The sequence below is a fragment of the Vagococcus sp. 211 genome (assembly GCF_056322705.1).
In genome coordinates this window covers 1,856,969-1,875,464 of sequence record NZ_CM150475.1, presented here as the reverse complement: position 1 = coordinate 1,875,464, position 18,496 = coordinate 1,856,969, and the positions used below count along the sequence as shown (strand labels likewise).

18 protein-coding genes and 1 tRNA gene are annotated in these 18,496 nt (G+C 35.8%); 10 read left to right on the top strand and 9 right to left on the bottom strand.

Going from position 1 to position 18,496, the window contains the following annotated elements; translation table 11 throughout:
* Window positions 1-26 precede the first annotated feature (26 nt).
* Entirely contained in the window at window positions 27-608 is a 582-nt protein-coding gene (gene nrdG, locus ACVWM0_RS09040) for an anaerobic ribonucleoside-triphosphate reductase activating protein (protein WP_476472313.1), read from the top strand.
* Window positions 609-804: 196 nt separating this feature from the next.
* Here nrdG and ACVWM0_RS09035 read toward each other — a convergent pair whose 3' ends face one another.
* The 3 genes from ACVWM0_RS09035 to ACVWM0_RS09025 form a co-directional block, all read right to left on the bottom strand.
* Window positions 805-1,821, bottom strand: a complete 1,017-nt coding sequence (locus ACVWM0_RS09035; RefSeq protein WP_476472312.1) for a hypothetical protein — start codon at window positions 1,819-1,821, stop codon at window positions 805-807.
* Window positions 1,822-2,012: 191 nt separating this feature from the next.
* Window positions 2,013-3,053, bottom strand: a complete 1,041-nt coding sequence (locus ACVWM0_RS09030; RefSeq protein ID WP_476472311.1) for a sensor histidine kinase — start codon at window positions 3,051-3,053, stop codon at window positions 2,013-2,015.
* Window positions 3,054-3,061: 8 nt separating this feature from the next.
* Complete coding sequence (locus tag ACVWM0_RS09025) at window positions 3,062-3,733, bottom strand: response regulator transcription factor (RefSeq protein ID WP_476472310.1); 672 nt, start codon at window positions 3,731-3,733, stop codon at window positions 3,062-3,064.
* 186 nt (window positions 3,734-3,919) lie between these two features.
* Here ACVWM0_RS09025 and ACVWM0_RS09020 point away from each other — a divergent pair, with 186 nt between their 5' ends.
* The 3 genes from ACVWM0_RS09020 to ACVWM0_RS09010 all read left to right on the top strand — a co-directional run bounded on the left by ACVWM0_RS09020 (window position 3,920) and on the right by ACVWM0_RS09010 (window position 7,907).
* Window positions 3,920-4,687: an ABC transporter ATP-binding protein gene (locus ACVWM0_RS09020; protein ID WP_476472309.1), complete on the top strand. Its 768-nt coding sequence runs from the start codon at window positions 3,920-3,922 to the stop codon at window positions 4,685-4,687.
* The gene (locus tag ACVWM0_RS09015; RefSeq protein WP_476472308.1) at window positions 4,677-6,749 is read left to right on the top strand and encodes an ABC transporter permease; all 2,073 of its coding nucleotides are present in this window, start codon (window positions 4,677-4,679) and stop codon (window positions 6,747-6,749) included. The genes ACVWM0_RS09020 and ACVWM0_RS09015 overlap by 11 nt, the downstream gene beginning before the upstream one ends.
* Before the next feature lie 72 nt (window positions 6,750-6,821).
* Window positions 6,822-7,907, top strand: coding sequence for a M42 family metallopeptidase (locus tag ACVWM0_RS09010; protein ID WP_476472307.1), 1,086 nt, complete (start codon window positions 6,822-6,824; stop codon window positions 7,905-7,907).
* Window positions 7,908-7,958: 51 nt separating this feature from the next.
* Here ACVWM0_RS09010 and ACVWM0_RS09005 read toward each other — a convergent pair whose 3' ends face one another.
* Complete coding sequence (locus tag ACVWM0_RS09005; RefSeq protein WP_476472306.1) at window positions 7,959-8,657, bottom strand: hypothetical protein; 699 nt, start codon at window positions 8,655-8,657, stop codon at window positions 7,959-7,961.
* A 300-nt stretch (window positions 8,658-8,957) separates the two neighbouring features.
* Between ACVWM0_RS09005 and ACVWM0_RS09000 the strand changes: the two genes are divergently transcribed.
* Window positions 8,958-9,965: a lipoate--protein ligase gene (locus tag ACVWM0_RS09000; protein ID WP_476472305.1), complete on the top strand. Its 1,008-nt coding sequence runs from the start codon at window positions 8,958-8,960 to the stop codon at window positions 9,963-9,965.
* 37 nt (window positions 9,966-10,002) lie between these two features.
* Here ACVWM0_RS09000 and trpS read toward each other — a convergent pair whose 3' ends face one another.
* Window positions 10,003-11,019 (bottom strand): tryptophan--tRNA ligase, encoded by a 1,017-nt coding sequence (gene trpS, locus ACVWM0_RS08995; RefSeq protein WP_476472304.1) that lies wholly within the window; start codon window positions 11,017-11,019, stop codon window positions 10,003-10,005.
* A gap of 365 nt (window positions 11,020-11,384) precedes the next feature.
* Between trpS and spxA the strand changes: the two genes are divergently transcribed.
* The 3 genes from spxA to ACVWM0_RS08980 all read left to right on the top strand — a co-directional run bounded on the left by spxA (window position 11,385) and on the right by ACVWM0_RS08980 (window position 13,231).
* Complete coding sequence (gene spxA, locus ACVWM0_RS08990) at window positions 11,385-11,783, top strand: transcriptional regulator SpxA (protein ID WP_476472303.1); 399 nt, start codon at window positions 11,385-11,387, stop codon at window positions 11,781-11,783.
* Between the two features lie 176 nt (window positions 11,784-11,959).
* Window positions 11,960-12,649, top strand: coding sequence for an adaptor protein MecA (locus ACVWM0_RS08985; protein WP_476472302.1), 690 nt, complete (start codon window positions 11,960-11,962; stop codon window positions 12,647-12,649).
* Window positions 12,650-12,715: 66 nt separating this feature from the next.
* Window positions 12,716-13,231 carry a GtrA family protein gene (locus ACVWM0_RS08980; RefSeq protein WP_476472301.1) on the top strand — a complete coding sequence of 172 codons (516 nt, stop codon included), beginning with the start codon at window positions 12,716-12,718 and terminating at the stop codon, window positions 13,229-13,231.
* A gap of 8 nt (window positions 13,232-13,239) precedes the next feature.
* Here ACVWM0_RS08980 and nrdF read toward each other — a convergent pair whose 3' ends face one another.
* Genes nrdF through nrdH form a run of 4 tightly spaced genes read right to left on the bottom strand, consistent with a single transcriptional unit; the run spans window position 13,240 to window position 16,973 of the window.
* Entirely contained in the window at window positions 13,240-14,205 is a 966-nt protein-coding gene (gene nrdF, locus ACVWM0_RS08975) for a class 1b ribonucleoside-diphosphate reductase subunit beta (RefSeq protein WP_476472300.1), read from the bottom strand.
* Between the two features lie 15 nt (window positions 14,206-14,220).
* Window positions 14,221-16,380 carry a class 1b ribonucleoside-diphosphate reductase subunit alpha gene (gene nrdE, locus ACVWM0_RS08970; RefSeq protein ID WP_476473698.1) on the bottom strand — a complete coding sequence of 720 codons (2,160 nt, stop codon included), beginning with the start codon at window positions 16,378-16,380 and terminating at the stop codon, window positions 14,221-14,223.
* Entirely contained in the window at window positions 16,370-16,738 is a 369-nt protein-coding gene (gene nrdI, locus ACVWM0_RS08965) for a class Ib ribonucleoside-diphosphate reductase assembly flavoprotein NrdI (RefSeq protein ID WP_476472299.1), read from the bottom strand. Before nrdI ends, nrdE begins: the two co-directional genes overlap by 11 nt.
* Window position 16,739: 1 nt before the next feature.
* Entirely contained in the window at window positions 16,740-16,973 is a 234-nt protein-coding gene (nrdH, locus tag ACVWM0_RS08960) for a glutaredoxin-like protein NrdH (protein ID WP_476472298.1), read from the bottom strand.
* A 501-nt stretch (window positions 16,974-17,474) separates the two neighbouring features.
* Between nrdH and ACVWM0_RS08955 the strand changes: the two genes are divergently transcribed.
* Complete coding sequence (locus tag ACVWM0_RS08955) at window positions 17,475-18,065, top strand: hypothetical protein (protein WP_476472297.1); 591 nt, start codon at window positions 17,475-17,477, stop codon at window positions 18,063-18,065.
* 68 nt (window positions 18,066-18,133) lie between these two features.
* Window positions 18,134-18,206 (top strand) — tRNA-Lys (locus ACVWM0_RS08950).
* Window positions 18,207-18,496 lie beyond the last annotated feature (290 nt).

Sequence of the window (18,496 nt, the reverse complement as noted above, 5' to 3'; positions counted from 1 at the left end):
CCTACTCTTTTTTTAGGAGAGAGAGTATGAGACAACCAAAACCGAAAGAGTGGACAGCAGAAGAGTGGAGTCAACAACGGATTGCTGATTATAAACCGTTTATGTTTGTTGATGGTGAAGGGGTCCGGTGTAGCATTTATGTGAGTGGTTGTTTGTTTGCTTGTGAGGGCTGCTTTAATAAAGCCATTCAAAACTTTAAGATGGGGACCTTGTACACGAAAGAATTAGAGGATCAAATAATAGAAGATCTAAGTCATGATTACGTTCAAGGGTTGACACTACTGGGCGGGGAACCTTTTTTAAACACGCAAGTCTGTTTAGCATTAGTTCAACGTGTGAGACAAGAGTTTGGTGCGACTAAAGATATTTGGTCTTGGACAGGTTATACTTTTGAAGAGTTATTGATGGATACAGAAGATAAACAAGCATTACTTGAAGAGATTGATGTGTTAGTTGACGGTCGATTTGATCTGAGTCGTCGTGATTTAACGTTACAATTCAGGGGTAGCAGTAATCAACGTATTTTGGACGTGGCCAAGTCACTAGAGCAAAGAGAAGCCGTTGTCTGGGAAAAATGTTTGGATGCTGAGCGATACTATGACAAATAAGCGGACATTCCGCTTATTTTTTTAACAAAAAAAGGACCCAGCCTCTGCTGGGTCCAAAAAGGAGTTGTTTTATTTACTTTGGAGGAGTAAATAAAATGAAAAAGTTTGTTTGGGTTGTTTGTTGGTATACTTATATATTAGTCTTCAAATGTGACGAAAGTATGACTAATTTCTGTCTTTAAAGTAAAGAATACTCTTAATTTTGTCTTTTTGAAGCCAGTTTAATTTTAATAATAAAGAATACAATGATACCAAAAACCAGTAGAATCACAAGAAGGACTCGTGTCAATTCAATGGATTCATGGGCTAAGTCGATGTTTTTAGCATTAACTTGGAGTTGATTAAACTGGTGACTGCCATCGTTAGTTAAGTTATCGGGGACAAAAGTATGAGATTCTGTTTTATCGAGACGAGTTGAGGTGAGTGTCAGAGGTTGTTGGCACTCAGCAAGGGACATCTCAAACGTTCCAGATCCTGACACGTTTAGCTCTTTTTTCTCCTTGTTGGTAGTGGCTACTAACGTTGTTCCACTCTCTGTTGTTCCAGAGAGTTTTTTTGTACTTGGATCAAAAGCCACTTCTTTAATCATTGGCTGTTTGTCTTTTTTACTAGAAGGCATAAAGTAGGTAATGATATCACTGTAATTCCCCTTTTTATCAGCAGCTACGATTTGGATATAATCAGAGGGTTTGCTCCATTTAGTCTCAAAATTTTTCGAGTGGGTCAATTCTGTTTTATAGACAGGTTCTTTCCCATTATCGGAAATAAACAAGGCCACTTCTGGTGACGAACTAGATAAGGTCAATCTTTTTTTTCTAGGATGAAAGTCAATATTATATAAAGAAATGGTAGGACTTCCTTGTTGGACCAAATAAGGTGCTTTTAACTCGTAAAAGGAGCCATCCGTGGTTGTGATTTCTAGTGTTGTGGCATACGTTCCTATTTTAGAAGTATTGGCCCGTTGATTTTTAGCAAAGGAAATGTTCTTTATTTGTAAGTGGTGAAACGTTTCAATGCTTTCTTTGAACTGTTGAGGCTCTAATTTTTTACCTACAAAAACAGACGTATAATAAAAATAATCTTGGTTCATCGGGGTCAGTGTGTCAACTTGTTTATTGGTAGTTTCCGCTGAATAGATTTGATTATTAAGGCTGATAAGACTGATAAAACATATCATGATAAAGGACACAAAAAGATTCTTTTTACGACTCATTATAGTTATCTCCCAACAATTGTTTGATAAATTCATCCTACCACCGAAGAAGATATTAATCAAGAATTTAAAAAGTGATTAATAAGTACTCATATTCCCTTAATATACCCGCTTATTTAGAATGTAAGAGACAATATAATCTTCTTGTGCTTGATACGAGTGATGAAGGCATACAAACTCTTGAAAAGCTATTAAATAATGAAGGAGTGCTTGTCTTGGTTGTAATAATTGAGTTTTGGAAATAAAAGACTGAATGTGGTTCCTTCCCCAACCGTAGAGGTAACAAATAGCTGATGCTCTAATTTATGTGTGAGAGATTTAGCTAAATAAAGTCCTAATCCAGTAGAGTTTCTTTCTTCATTTCGTCCATTTTGTCCAGTGTAGCCTTTATCAAAAATCCGTCGAATGTCCTCTTTTGGAATACCAATGCCAGAATCCGTCAAGTTTAACCAGACTCCTTGCTCATTGTCAGATAATGAGATGGTAATAGAACCACCGGGATCAGTATATTTCAAGGCGTTATTTAGTAGTTGGTTTAGAATAAAATGAAGCCATTTATCATCTGTTAAGACCGTGTAATCCTCTCCTTCTAGATGGAAGGAAATAGCTTGCTGAATAAAGTCATCTGCTCCATGTTTAATGTTTTTTTGAATCATTTTTTTCAGAGAATGACTTTGGATTAGGTAATCTTTTGAAAAATGATCCAGTCGAGAATAATACATGACTTGTTCCACATAATCATCCATTTTTTTGATGTTTTTGAGTAGTTGAGTGTAGCGTTTTTCACTAATATCGTCCTCAATCGCTTCTGTTAGTAAAGTTAAAGAAGAAAGTGGGACTTTGATTTCATGTACCCAACTATCAATGTAGTCTTTTTGTTCTTGAACTTGTTCGCTGATATCATTGCGTTCTTGGTAGTGTTCTCGGCTTAATTCATTTAAATACTCTTGGTATAAGTGCTCTTCACAAGATCTTGCGGCTGTTAGGGTAGGTGTTTCTAGCCCGCCCTGCTGGCCAATATCTAGTTGTTCCCACCATTTCTTTTTTTTTATATAGTCAGTGATTAAAAAAACAGACACTAATATCCCGCTAAGTAAAGCAAGATAAGCCATAGAAGAAGTGTTGAGCTTTAGATCAGGTGTTAACCAGAGAATAACAATAGTTAGAATAAAGAATAACACCCAGGTCATAATGAGAGCAGCTTGGTCTTTAAGATAGGATAAAAAAGTCATAGTATTAGTTAGGGAATAATGTAGCCTTGGCCAACTTTTGTTTCGATGTAGTTGGATACCCCTGCTCCTTCTATTTTTTTTCTGAGACGATTGATATTAACGGTTAGAGTGTTGTCATCAACAAATCGTTCATCGTCCCATAGTGCACGTAATAATTTTTCACGGCTAATGATTTTTCCGTGCTGTTTCATGAGGATTAAAAGTAACTTGAATTCATTTTTGCTTAGTTCAATCGTCGTATCCTCAATTGTTGCCGTGCTATTTTCCATATTAAGTTGTAGCCCATTGTGTTCAATTACAGCACTTTCTGCTTTTGAATAATCGTAGGTGCGGCGAAGAAGGGCATTCACTTTCGCAATCAAGATATCCATTGAAAAGGGTTTGTTAACATAATCATCTCCCCCTAAATTCATGGACATAATAGAGTCAGCGTTTGTGTCTCGGCTTGATATAAAGATAATTGGTGCTTTGGACTCTTCTCTGATTTTTTGACACCAGTAATAGCCATCAAAAACAGGCAGTGTAATGTCTAATAAAACCAGGTGTGGTTCTTCTTGTTGAAAAAGAGTGAGGACCTTCTTGAAATCAGTCACTTCAATGGTATCAAATCCCCATTTTTTTAAGGAATCGGCTATGAGTTCGCGAACGGTATCATCATCTTCTACAATCATAATTTTCATAAATAAGTCCCCTCCTAACAGGTTTGCCTGTCCTTTATTATAGCAAGAACAGAGAGAAAAAGGATAGGACTTAAGTTGGAGATAAGGGAATGACAATAATGTAAGTTAAAGTTAGCCCGTATATATGTTGTCGAGGACGAAGAATTGGTATGATAGTAATGATAAAAAGAACGGAGGTCTTGAGAGATGACACCAATTGTAGAAGTGGATCACTTATCCAAAACCTATGGAAAAAAAATAAACCCTGTGAGAGTGTTAGATAATATATCCTTTGATGTGTTTAAGGGGGAATTTGTTGGTATTATGGGCCCGAGTGGGGCGGGAAAAACAACGTTACTTAATATGTTATCCACCATTGATCAACCAACCCTTGGCAGAATTAAAATAGGGGGACAAGATATCACACGAATGAAAGAAAAGCGATTGAGTGATTTTAGACGACGGGAGTTAGGGTTTATTTTTCAAGACTTTAATTTGATGAATTCGTTGAATGTGAAGGATAATATAGTGCTACCACTTGCTTTGGAACGTTTGCCTGTGAAGGAAATGGAAGCGCGCTTAGAAAAAGTAACAAAAGTGTTAGGTATCTATCATTTGTTAGAGTCTTATCCATCAGATATATCTATTGGACAAAAGCAACGCGTGGCTGCGGCAAGAGGAATCATTACAGAACCAACATTACTTCTAGCAGATGAACCGACAGGCTCTTTGGATTCCAAATCAGCTACGGAGTTATTACAGTATTTGAGTAAGGTCAATCAAGAGGAACAAGTGACGATTTTTATGGTGACCCATGATGCTTTTACAGCGAGTTACTGTCATCGGATTTTATTTATTAAAGACGGCGCTATTTTTTCAGAGATTGTGCGACAAGGCAGTCAGAAAGATTTCTTTCAAAAGGTGATAGATATGCAAGCCATGATAGGGGGAGGCGTGGGCCACGATGTTATCTAAATTAGCTATAAAAAATGTGACCACCCAATTTCGGTATTATTTAATGTATGTGGTGAGCATGACTTTTTCTGTGATGGTCTATTATAGTTTTATTTCTATGAGTTACGATCAAGATTTAATGTCTAGAGCTTCTCAGGATATGAGGATTGATGCAGGGTTAAAATCAGGTAGTATGCTGATTCTTTTGTTTATTGTGATTTTTATGCTGTCTGCCAACACTTTTTTTGTGAAGCGCCGGAAGCGAGAAATCGGTCTGTATAGTTTATTGGGAATGAGACGGCGACAAATAGCTAGCTTATTTTTTGTAGAAAACATTTTACTTGGTCTTCTTTCCTTGGTGTTAGGCTTAATACTCGGGATAGTATTCTCAAAATTATTTGCCATGCTACTTATGAAGGCGATGTATGTTGCTGTTACGACCTCAATCATTGTGTCCTTAGAAGCGATTAAGCATACAGTGGTTGTTTTTGTCATAATACTAATAGCTATTTCTATCCGTACTGGTTTTGTTGTGTATCGGTATAAATTAATTACGCTATTTAAAGCAGAAGAAACCATAGAAACCCCTTTACGATTAAGGTGGTATCACTGGCTATTAGGAATACTCGGTCTATCATTGCTTGGATTAGGTTACACCCTAGCGCACCACTTTATTTCATTTATGATGTATATGCAGACACACACTCGTTTGGATGTGATGGCTATGCTGGTGAGTCCGTTAATTATTTTAGGGTTATGTGTGGTAGGCACGTATTTATTATTCGACTATTTTTTATTGATTGTTTTGGTTCTTATTCGGAAATGGAAGAGATTCTATTACCGCGACATTAATATGGTGACAGCGGGTAACCTTGGTTTTCAATTGAAGAAAAATGCTCGGATTTTAGCGACAATTGCGGTTTTATCCGGTACAGCGATTGCAGCGATTGGTGGGGCAGCGAGTGTTCAATCGTTTACGTTAGCAATGGTAGATACGATTAATCCCGTGTCTTACAGCGTTTCACTAGATAACCGGGACCGTTTAGTGAAAGAAATCGGAGAGCAAGAGATGGAAGAAGAGTCAGTCGCTTTTAAATTTGTGGGTGGTGTGATAGGAATGTTTGTTAACGGCAACTATGAAAAGCGAACAGGCTTTCATAATGTGATGAGTCAGAGTAATTACCAGTCATTATCTCACGTCATTCCTCAGCTATCGCCTATTCCTGAATTAGGAAAAAAAGACGTCATGTTACTTGTTAATGAGGCCAATCAGTTTGCGATGGATGAGATGATGGAGCCAGATGAGACCCTATTACTGGGAAATCAAGGGGAGTTGCAATTAATCGGTTTGACCTCGGATAAAATTGGAAACCCTAGAGATATGAGGTTTCCTGTTCCAACGGTTGTGGTATCGGATGAGACTTATCATGCTTTAGCAGCAGACTATGACTATGGCTACTCACTCATTAATCTACCTAAGAAGGAATTAATGACGGATGCTGATGAGGCAAAAAAATTGGCTGAACTATTTCCAAATACGGATAGAATCTATGTCTATAATAGAACACGGGAAGACAAGGGTCGGATGATTGATACGGTGGAAGAGATGCCTAAAGAAGAATTAGAGGAGAAATATCCTGATACGGCTCATTACAGCTCCAGGCTCCTTTTTTCTAATCGGTACCCCTACCAACAGTCGTTACGAATGAACATGGGACTACTTGTCTATGTAGCCGTTTTTTTAGGGGTTGTCTTTATGTTGGCAACAGGCAGTATTATTATGCTCAAACAATTATCTGAGGCAGAAGAAGAAGTGGGTCGTTATGAGATGTTACGAAAGATAGGAACACCTAAAAGTATCATCAAAAAGAGCATTTACAAACAGAATGCTGTTATCTTTTTTGTTCCCTTATTCGTCAGTCTATGTCATGCTATTTTTGCTCTTGAGGTGCTATATGCTTTAATGGCTAAGACCGATATGGCACTGACCTATCTGTCTATGATATTTTTAGTCACTATTTATGTCTTGTTTTATTTAGGAACTTCCGCATCCTATTATAAAACCATTCAGCAAGAGGGATAAAAAGCTAGCGATACCCAATATCAAGGGATAATGGTATACTAAACTTACAACAATTATATAGAGGTGAAGAGTGTGTTAGAAAAAAAAGATGAATTATTTTTACAAGAATTAACAGACGCTAATGGTGTTCCTGGGAACGAAGATCAAGTGCGTGCGGTCTTTAAAAAATACGCTGAACCACATGCAGATAAAATCATGTATGATGGTTTAGGTGGTATCAATGCTCGCCATATTGGAGACAAAGAAGGCCCTCGTGTCTTAATTTCTGGTCACATGGATGAAGTTGGTTTCATGGTGACAAAAGTAACAGACAAAGGTTTTATCGAATTCCAAACACTTGGTGGTTGGTGGGGACAAGTCATGTTAGCACAACAAGTGACAATCACAACAGCAACAGGAAAAGAAATCCATGGTGTGATTGGTTCTAAACCACCTCACGTATTATCAGCAGAGGCACGTAAGCAACCTTACGAGATTGCGGATATGTTTATTGATATTGGTGCTAGTAGCGCTGAGGAAGCAAGTGAGTGGGGCATTAAGCCAGGAGATATGGTCACACCGCATATTGAATACCAACGTTTGAATGGGTCTAAATTCCTATTAGCTAAAGCGTGGGATAATCGTATCGGAACAGCAGTCTCATTGAAAGTATTAGAAAACTTAGCGAAAGAGGGACACCCAAATATCTTGTTTGCAGGAAGTAATGTGCAAGAAGAAGTTGGGTTACGTGGGGCTAAAACAAGCACACATTTAGTTAATCCTGATATTGCTTTTGCTTTAGATACAGGAACAGCTGGAGATACGCCGGGTATGACACCTAAAGAGGCTGATTCAGAATTAGGAAAAGGACCTCAAATCATTATTTTTGATGCGTCAATGATTCCACATAAAAAATTACGTGACTTTGTGATTGGTGTGGCAGAAGAATTGAATATTCCTTTCCAATATACAGTTATTACAGGTGGGGGAACAGACGCTGGTTCACAACATGTAACACGTAACGGTGTTCCATCATTAGCTATTACAGTATCAACACGTTATTTACATTCTCATACATCAATTATTCACGAAGATGATTATTTAAATACGGTTAAATTAGTCACTGAAGTTGTGAAACGCCTAGATGCAGATAAAGTTAAAGAATTAACAACTTATTAAGATAAAAAACTAGACACCAAGGGTTAATCTTGGTCGTCTAGTTTTTTTATCTTATATATGGATGAGAACATCAATGATGGCATCAATAGTAGCTTCTCGGTCCTTGACTGTCCATTGTTTTTTATTATCAGGGTTAGTGATAAGAGTTAATGTTACTGTGGTAGGTTCTTTACTTTTTTGTAAACCATTGATTAATTCGGGTAGAATATCTGAGGCTAGATTAGCCATTAATTTTTGATCAGATAACACATCTTCAGCAATGGCAAATTCTTCATCCGATGTTAAGGTTGCTAGATCATCTAAAGATTGGATGGGTAGGCCTTTTTCTTTAAAAAGGGCCATCATTTTTTGTTCAGTTAGAGTGTCAGCGTGCTGTTCAAAGTCTGTAGTATCAAGACCATAGACTTGTAGGGTCACTAAAGTTCCTTCTTTTGACTCTTTAACGTCTGAGATGTCATAGCTCGTTCGATCTGTTAAAGCCGTTAAAACACTCTTAAAAGAGACATCAGCAGCTTCTTTTGGTAAGCCCATAGCAAGAAATGTACGGTCATATTCTTTTTTTATAGAGGATTCTCTATTATCTAAAGCAATGCCAAATGTGTCTTTGTAAAGTTCTTTGTCTCCTTGGTAAAATTCAGCATTCATAAATGTTTCAGCGGCTTCTTTTCCTTGTGGTCTTCCACTACCACAAGCCGCAAGACTAATGACTGCTATAAAACTAATTACAACGCCTGTAAATAACTTCTTCATAGTATACCTCCAAATGGTTATAAGTTGTATTATAAACAGGTATGTGAAGAAAGACAAACCCAATCTATAATAAACAAAATTGTTTTGAAAGGCCTTGCTTTTTCATCGGAAAATAAAAAAAAAGAGAGAAAAGTAGCAATTTGATTGTTTATTTTTCAAGTTAGACGTAAAGTAATAGTGATACCTCCGAATTAAGGAGCGAGCTGATATGTTTACTAAAAAACGTATTGGAAGAGATGTTTGGAGATATTAAGTGATAGGAAAAGGTCACTTAAAAATAAGGATGTAGGGGAGAACACTATGATATTTGTATCAAATGAAGAAATAACAGACCCAAGAATTAACTTGGCCATTGAAACATATCTGGTTCAAGAGATGCCATTAGATGAACCGATCTTATTGTTTTATATTAATGAGCCATCGATTATTATTGGCCGTAACCAAAATACAATCGAAGAAATTAATACAGAGTATGTGGAAGAACAAGGTATTCATGTGGTTCGTCGTTTAAGTGGTGGCGGGGCTGTTTATCATGATTTTGGTAACTTGAATTTCAGCTTTATTATGCCTGATGACGGAAATTCTTTCAGAAATTTTGCAAAGGTAACAGAACCAATTATTAATGCTTTGCATGACATGGGTGTTGATGGCGCGGAGCTAAAGGGACGTAACGACTTAGTAATTGACGGTAAAAAATTCTCTGGAAACGCGATGTATTCAACTAATGGCCGCATGTTTGCTCATGGGACATTGATGTTTGATAGCGATGTTAACGAAGTTGTTAAGGCGTTGAAAGTTCGTAAAGATAAAATCGAATCAAAAGGGATTAAATCCATTCGTTCACGCGTGACAAACATTAAACCTTTCTTGGCAGATGAGCATCAAAACATGTCAACAAAAGATTTTAGACAAGAAATCTTATTAAAAATATTTGAAACAACGGACGCTTCTGATGTGAATCATTATGAATTAACAGAGCGCGACTGGAAACGAATCAATGAAATTTCAGATAAACTATACCGTAATTGGGACTGGAACTACGGTCGTTCGCCAGAATTTGATTTAGTAAGAAGAGAAAGATTCCCTATTGGTTCTATTGAAGCTAAAATGAATGTATCTGAGGGAACGATGCAAGACATTCGTATTTTTGGTGATTTCTTCGGGTTAGGGGATATTTCTGACGTGGAACAACTCTTAACGAATGTGAAATACGAAAAAACAGCGATTGTTAAAGCGGTGGATTCAATTGATGTAAAAAAATACTTTGGTAACATTGAAAAAGAAGATTTAATTAATTTATTATATTAAAAAAAAGGAAGCTATTTAGCTTCCTTTTTTGGTAGTATTAACGTCGAGGTTTGCGGCCAAGACCAACAGCATTACGCATACGTTGAAGACTCTTATTAGCAACGATAGAGGCCTCAGCAGCCCCTTTATCTAAAATGTCATGCAATTCATCAGAATCTAGTAGTTCTTTGTACGTGGCTTGAATAGGTTCTAATACATTAACAATAACTTCACCTAAGTCTTGTTTGAAGTCAGCATAGCCAGCGCCTTCATACTTAGCAACCACTTCGTCGATGGTGAAGTCAGACATCGCTGAATAGATCACCAATAAGTTAGAAATACCCGGTTTGTTGTCTGGATCATATTCAATAATACCACTTGAATCAGTGACAGCAGAACGAATTTTTTTACGAATCACATTTGGCTCATCAAGCATAGAAATGAACCCTTTTGCATTGTCGTCTGACTTACTCATTTTTTTCGTAGGCTCTTGTAAACTCATAATACGTCCACCGTCGTTCTTTTTAGGAATTTTAACTTCTGGTACAGTTAAAATGGGTTGTTTTGGTGTTGCATAACGACTGTTAAAACGCTCTACAAAGTCACGTGTTAGTTCCAAATGTTGTTTTTGGTCTTCACCAACAGGAACAAGGTTTGTGTTGTATAAGACGATGTCAGCTACCATTAAAGGTGGATAAGTTAATAGACCAGCACTAACAGATGTTTTCGTTGTTTTTTGAGACTTGTCTTTAAATTGTGTCATGCGTTCTAATTCACCAATAGAGGTATTACATTGTACAATCCATGCCGCTTCAGCATGAGCAGGTACTTCAGATTGTACAAAAATAGCTGATTTATCAGGATTTAATCCGACAGCTAAATAGAGAGATGCCAGTTGTAATATTTGTTGGCGCAATTTCAATCGATCTTGAGGAACTGTAATTGCATGTTCATCTACAATACAAAAATAACATTTGTATTCATTTTGTAATTCAGTAAATTGTTTCATAGCACCAATATAATTACCAATTGTGGGAATACCACTTGGTTGAATACCTGAAAAGATAATTTCCATTTTTTATGTCCACCTTTTTAAACTTAATAAATCTATTATACTAAAAAACAATAGAAAAACATAAAAAAAGTAAAAAGAATTTTTTTAAAGGATAAGATAGATTGTGAGTAGTGGTACAGTTTTTTTGTCTGTACTACTTAGTTGTTAATGTTTGAATAAAGTGTGAAATTATTAAGAATATTAATAGAAAGCGTTATAAACGTTGTTATTATAAGGTTTGTTATATAACTATTGCGTCTAAATAATAGTCGTAAAAACCAAAAATACCTAGTAATTATGGCCTTGTTATAGTATAATGAATATAAGGTAGTAAACAGTGTAGACGTCTGTTAAACTATTAAATTTGAAAGGGAGTGAAGAAAGATATGTTAAAATTATATACTTCACCTAGTTGCACGTCTTGTCGTAAAGCACGAGCTTGGTTGCAAGAACACCAAATTCCCTTCGTTGAACGAAATATATTTTCAGAACCACTCACTCAAGATGAATTAAAAGAAATTTTAAGAATGACTGAGGATGGGACAGAGGAAATAATTTCAACCCGATCAAAAGTATTTCAAAAATTGGATATTGATTTGGATGAGTTACCACTCCCCGAATTATTAAAATTAATCCAAGAAAACCCAGGTTTGTTACGTCGTCCTATTATGATTGATGAAAAAAGATTACAAGTAGGATTCAATGAAGATGAAATTAGACGCTTCTTACCAAGAGAAGTCAGAGCTATTGAATTAAAACAAGCGCAACTAATGGCTGGAATCTAAAAATGACTACTATTGTTTAAATATTGTATTCAGCATGTGAGAGATACTATCAATCATGCTGTTTTTTATCTTTTGAAAAAGATAAAGAAACAAGCTAAAGGTATTTTCTTTACTTTTTAATAAATTAAGATACAATAGTGCTAAAGAAAGTAATATAGAAAAGAGGTGTAGCGGATATGGAAATGGAGCGAATTAACGAGAACACGATTCGTGTATCGATAGGTAACGAGGATTTGGAAGAAAGAGGAATCACGTTCTTAGACTTATTAGGTAATCAAAAACAAATTGAAAGCTTTTTCTATAGCATTTTAGAAGAAGTTGATGTAGAAGAACAATTTCAAGAAACGGACTCGGTTACTTTCCAAGTGCTACCCAATCATGATGGATTAGAATTATTTATTAGTAAAAATTTACCCATGTCAGGTTCAGATGAACTGAGTGAAATGGCAGCTAATATCGAAGACTCTGGCTTCACAGACTTTTTGAAAGATCAACTGATTTCTCAAGAAAAATCAGAAAAAATATCTGCTGAAGAGATAGAAGAGGTAATGGACTACATAGACGAAGCGTTGATAGATCAAAAAAATGCGGTCTTTAGCTTTGATGAGTTTGAAGATGCCGTGCGTTTAGCTAAAAATATCAGATTACATAATGTATCAACTAATTTGTATCATTTTAAAGATCATTACTTTTTACATGTTGTTTTTTATTTAGAAAACACAACAGAGTACCAAGTTAAGAATGATATGTCCTTGCTTTATGAATTTAGTAATAAAACGAATGTGACGCCTGATGTGTTAGATGAATATGGTGAATTAATCATGGAACGTAGCGCAATAGAATTATTAAGATATTACTTTAAATAAGACATAAATAAGAGAGTGTCTATCAGTCAAATGACAGACCTCTTTTATTTTTTTAGGAGGGAAGATATGGTTAATAAAAAAGAGTTTTTACTCTATACTATTGCTGGAACAACAGGGACGGTCATTTACTTTTTTGCTCGATTTACATCCAAAGGGATGACTGACAGTGTGTTGCTCCCGGTTATTATCGGTCAGGTATGCGCCATAGTCTTTTCTTTTTTTGCTAATAAATATTTTGTCTTTAAAAATAATGGCACGAGTTTTAAAGAAACATGCCAGCAATTTTTTGAATTTTGCATGGGACGCTTATTTGTGTTTGCATTAGATTTAGGCATTGCTTATTTCTTTGTTGATAAATACCATCATTATTTTATCCACCTTTTGAGGCTGCAGCGAATTAATTATGCCAGTCCTTTTTTCGCTAATTCTTTTGCTTATCGTTATATGGGAAATGCGTTACTATTGAATGAATTTATTTTTACTGTTATATCTCAAATATTAGCAACGGTGATTAATTACGTCGTATCTAAGAAAATTGTGTTTAGAATACAAGAAAAGAGCCACGAAGCTTTCGCTTCGTAGCTCTTTTTTTAGTCCATACCGATTAAATAATCGTCGTCTTGCATCGCTTCTACTGTTCCTAATAGGTAACCATTACCTACTTGAGAGAAGAAGTCATGGTTGCTTGTTCCTGTTGATAAGCCATTCATAACGATAGGGTTAACGTCATTGGCAGTATCTGGGAATAAAGGGTCCATTCCTAAGTTCATTAAGGCTTTATTGGCGTTATAACGTAAGAATGTTTTGACTTCTTCTGTCCAACCTAATTTGTCGTAAAGCATCTCTGTGTATGTTTCTTCGTTCTCATACAGTTTGAATAAAAGATCATACATCCAATCTTTCATCTCTTCTTGTTCATTTTCAGGTAAGTCATTGTAACCTAATTGGAATTTATACCCAATATAAGTCCCATGAACTGATTCATCGCGAATAATTAATTTAATGATTTCAGCTACGTTAGGAATTTTGTTATTCCCTAAATAGTAAAGAGGGGCATAAAAACCTGAATAGAAAAGAAATGTTTCTGCATAGACACTGGCAACTTTCTTTTGCAAAGGTGTGCCATTTAAGTAAATATCGTTAATGATTTCAGCCTTTTTTTGTAAACTCTCATTGTTGTTAGTCCATTCAAAAATCTCATCAATTTCGGATTTTGTGTTTAAGGTTGAAAAGATAGATGAATAACTCTTCGCATGAACCGATTCCATGAATTGGATGTTGTTTAATACAGCTTCCTCATGTTGCGTTCTAACGTCAGGTCTGAGTGCTTCAATGGCACTTTCTGATTGAATGGTATCTAGAAGAGTCAAACCACCAAAAACAAGTCCAATGGTTTCTTTTTCATCTTCAGATAGGGTACGCCAATCATCTAAGTCGTTTGATAGTGGAATACGTGTATCTAACCAGAATTGTTCTGTTAGTTTTTCCCATGTTGATTTATCAATGATATCTTCCATGGCATTCCAGTTAATAGCTTTATAGTATTGATATGTCACAATGATGATCCTCCCTTAAATAACGCAACTTTCACATTGGTTGCTACCAATTTCTTCTGCATCGTCTGTAAATGTACGAATGTAATAAATCGATTTAATGCCTTTATGGAAAGCGTAGTGACGTAAAATGTTTAAATCACGTGTTGTTTGTTTTGGCGTGTCTTTCCATTCGTATAACCCTTCAGGCATTTCAGAACGCATAAACAGTGTTAAACTCATTCCTTGATCCACATGCTTTTGAGCAGTAGCATAAACATCAATCACTTTACGCATATCCATGTCGTAAGCGGATGTGTAATATGGCATGCTCTCATTGCTTAAATGAGGCGCTGGGTAATAAATTTTCCCGATTTTTTTCTCTTGACGTTCTTCAATCAAGCGAGTGATTGGATGAATACTAGCACTTGTATCGTTAATGTAAGAAATAGAGCCGTTTGGCGCTACTGCTAGACGGTTTTGATGGTACAGGCCGAATTCAGCTACATTGGCTTGTAATGCTTTCCAGTCTTCTGCTGTAGGAATCTCAACACCTTGGAATAAGTCTTTCACTTTATCAAATTGTGGCGCAATGGGTTCGTTGATATAGGTGTCAAAATAAGAACCGTTGGCGTAATCTGATTTTTCAAAGTGGTTAAAGGTTTGTTGACGTTCTTTAGCAATGTTATTACTTTCTACTAATGTCCAGTAGTTCAGTAACATAAAGTACACGTTAGTAAAGTCTAATGATTCTTCAGAACCGTATTCCATTTGATTTTTGGCGAAATAGGTATGTAATCCCATAGCACCTAAACCAATAGTATGGTTTAAATCATTCCCATTTTTAATCGAAGGAACAACATCAATACTAGATGCATCTGTAATGTAAGTCAGTGCACGCGTCATTGTTCTGACAGATTTACCAAAGTTTGGACTATCCATTAAGTTAACAATGTTAGTTGATCCTAAGTTACAAGAAATATCTGTTCCGAGTGTTTCATATTGTTGTTTGTCATTAATCATTGATGGCTCTTGAATTTGTAAAATTTCAGAACATAGGTTACTCATAATGATTTTTCCGTAAACAGGGTTGGCACGGTTAGCTGTATCAATGTTGATGATATAAGGATAACCAGATTCTTGCTGTAATTTACTGATTTCATTCTCTAAGTAACGAGCGCTGATTTTTTGTTTACGAATATTAGGATTAGCCACTAAATTATCGTATTCTTTGGTAATATCCAAATAAGAGAAAGGCACACCGTACTCACGTTCAACACTATAAGGGCTGAATAAATACATGTCTTCATTTTTACGAGCTAACTCGTAGAATTTATCAGGAACAACCAGTCCTAAAGAAAGTGTTTTAACCCGAATTTTTTCATCCGCATTTTCTTTTTTAGTAGATAAGAACATTTCAATGTCCGGATGGAAGACGTTTAAGTAAACAACACCTGCACCTTGGCGTTGACCTAACTGATTACTGTAACTGAAGCTATCTTCAAATAATTTCATAACAGGTACCACACCACTTGCAGCGCCTTCGTATCCTTTAATAGGAGAGCCAGCTTCACGTAGGTTAGATAGTGTAATCCCAACACCACCACCAATACGAGATAACTGCAGAGCACTGTTAACAGAACGACCAATACTATTCATGTCATCGGTTACTTGGACTAAGAAACAAGAAACAAGTTCACCGCGACGCTTACGTCCAGCGTTTAAGAAAGAGGGTGTTGCAGGTTGGTAACGTTGGTAGATCATTTCTTCTGCTAAACTCATTGCTAAGTCTTCATTGCCGTCAGCAAAGTATAAAGCGTTGAACGCCACACGGTCTTCGTAACGTTCTAAGTATTGAGTCCCGTCATTTGTTTTTAAAGCATATTGTGAATAGAATTTATAAGCTGCCATAAACGATTTAAAGGTAAAATGCTGCTCATCCAAGTAGGTGAAAAGAGAAGCGATAAACGTCATTGAGTATTTGCCAATGAAAGCTTCTTCAATATAGTCATTTTCCATTAAATAAGTTATTTTTTCTTCTATAGTAGGGAACGTCATAGTACAAGGTTCCACATTTTCTTTAAAGAAAGCCTTTAGGGCTTCTTGATCCTTATATAAAGGGATTTGATCATCCACAGGACGATTGATTTCATTATTTAGTTCAAAATAACTAACATCTTTTAATTGTTTAAGATTCAAGGTCATCCACTACTTTCTTAAAATTTTTTACATCTTGGTCCGTTCCACTAAACTCAAAAGAGAAAAGCAGAGGAACCTGGTAATCACGAGCAATGTCTTTTGCGGTAAAAATAAAAAGGTCAGCAAAATTTAAATTGCCACCCCCAGCTACGCCTTTTAGATTGTCTTGATTTGATTTGTACTCAATAAAATCGTTCACTACTTCTGTGACTTCGGCGTCATAAGTAGGAACGATCAGTAAGTAAGGTTCATTCAGCTCATGGAAAGGGTTGGTACCATCAATTTCATAAGCAGGTAAAGCCAACTTTTTTACGAAACGTCTTGTTTGCCCAGTTAAAGAAAAGAAGACTAGTTTCATATTAAACAGCCAACGTTCTTAATTGATCTGGACGGAACCCAACGATCGTAACTTTTTCATCAGCAGTTGTCAAGACTGGAACGCTTTGGAAGCCTTGTGCTTTTAAGGTATCAATATGTTGTGGTTCAGTATCTAAGTTGATTTCTTCAAAAGAAACGTCTTTATCTAATAAGAATTTTTTTGTCATTTTGCATTGAGGACAGTTGTTTTTTGTGTATAACGTCAATGTGTTCATATTTAATCACTCCTGTTTTGATCTATTAAACAGGGCAACGTGTTGCCCTGTTGTTTGTAATTAATAGTATACCTCCTATTAAATCAAAACACAAGATATAGTGTCTCTTTTACTACGACCCACTATCCTTTGTATGAAAAGCCTAACAAGTCGATAATATCAAGCTTTCACTGTTTTTCATTTTGTGAAAGGAAAAGGGAGAAAGGTTGGAAGAGGTTGAGGAATAAGGAAAGCTTAAAAAAATAAATTTTATTAAAATACCTGCTTTATTGAAACGTGTACTACTGTAAAGTGAAAGGTGTTTTTTTGTCGTATCAGGCGACGGATTTAAGGAAATAACTTAATTGGTTTTTCTTTATAATACAACTATAGATAAGGATAGAGAGTGTTGTAATAAAAGAAGTAGCAATAAATAAATTTACATGGTATGTTTATTGAACAGAGTGCGTGTTTATTTGATATGCTAAAAGACGACAAAATTAAAGTGGACGGTGATAACACATGATGAGCCAAGAATATAAAGAGTTCGATAAAATTGAAACAGAAGCACTGTTCAAAGAAATGTTGCAGGAAATAGAAGAAAGAATAAATCGTTTCGAAAAAACGCTAGGTTATAAACAATTAACATATATGGAACAACAAGGGAGCAGAGATATTATTCGGTACTTTGGTGAATTCATGTTTGACTACCACTTACAAACCCTAAGTAATTGGGATGAGCGTGCTATGCAAGAGGTACTTTTATCAGTTTTTCCTTATAAAATAGTTGCAAATCTATCTTTTTTTGAGATGATTGCCCCTGTACTGAACCAATTCTTTCTGTATTTATACTACCAAGAATCCGTTACAGAGGGATTAAGTTTATCTGAAGGGCTTGCTTGCTATCACCCATTAATGCTAGAAGAAGTGGAGAAAGTATTAAAAGATAGTGTGGAAGAAGAGATACTCTTACTAGGAGAGGAATTAGGTTTAGATATGTCGAATATGAAAGAGATAGATAGCTTGTATCAATTAATGGAGTGGTTTGAACTCTCTCGATCTATTGAAGGTAAAGGGAATATTGTAGAATTTGCACAAACCGCTCGCATTTAAGATAAAAAATCAGTGTTAATCAATTGATGAATAAAACAAAAAGTGTTATTATAAATACTGTACTGAACGGGTTGTTAGCTCAGTTGGTAGAGCAACGGACTCTTAATCCGTGGGTCGAGGGTTCGAACCCCCCACAACCCATACGTCAGACGGTAGGAACGTTGATAGGTAGGCATTTATTAGATGCTTAGTTATCAGCGTTTTTTTTAGTTTACGGTGTTATTCTGTAGAATGAATTCAAAAGTGATTTCAAAGAACAACACGGAAAAAGAGACACATTTACCCTATTAATATTACATAAAGAACGACGGAAGTGGTTCTTTTTTTGCAACTAAAAGATCTTATTGTATTATATTTTGATTAAACAAATGATAATTGAAAGAAAGTCCCACTTTTTTGAAAGTTAAGGATGCTATGATATACAGTAACAA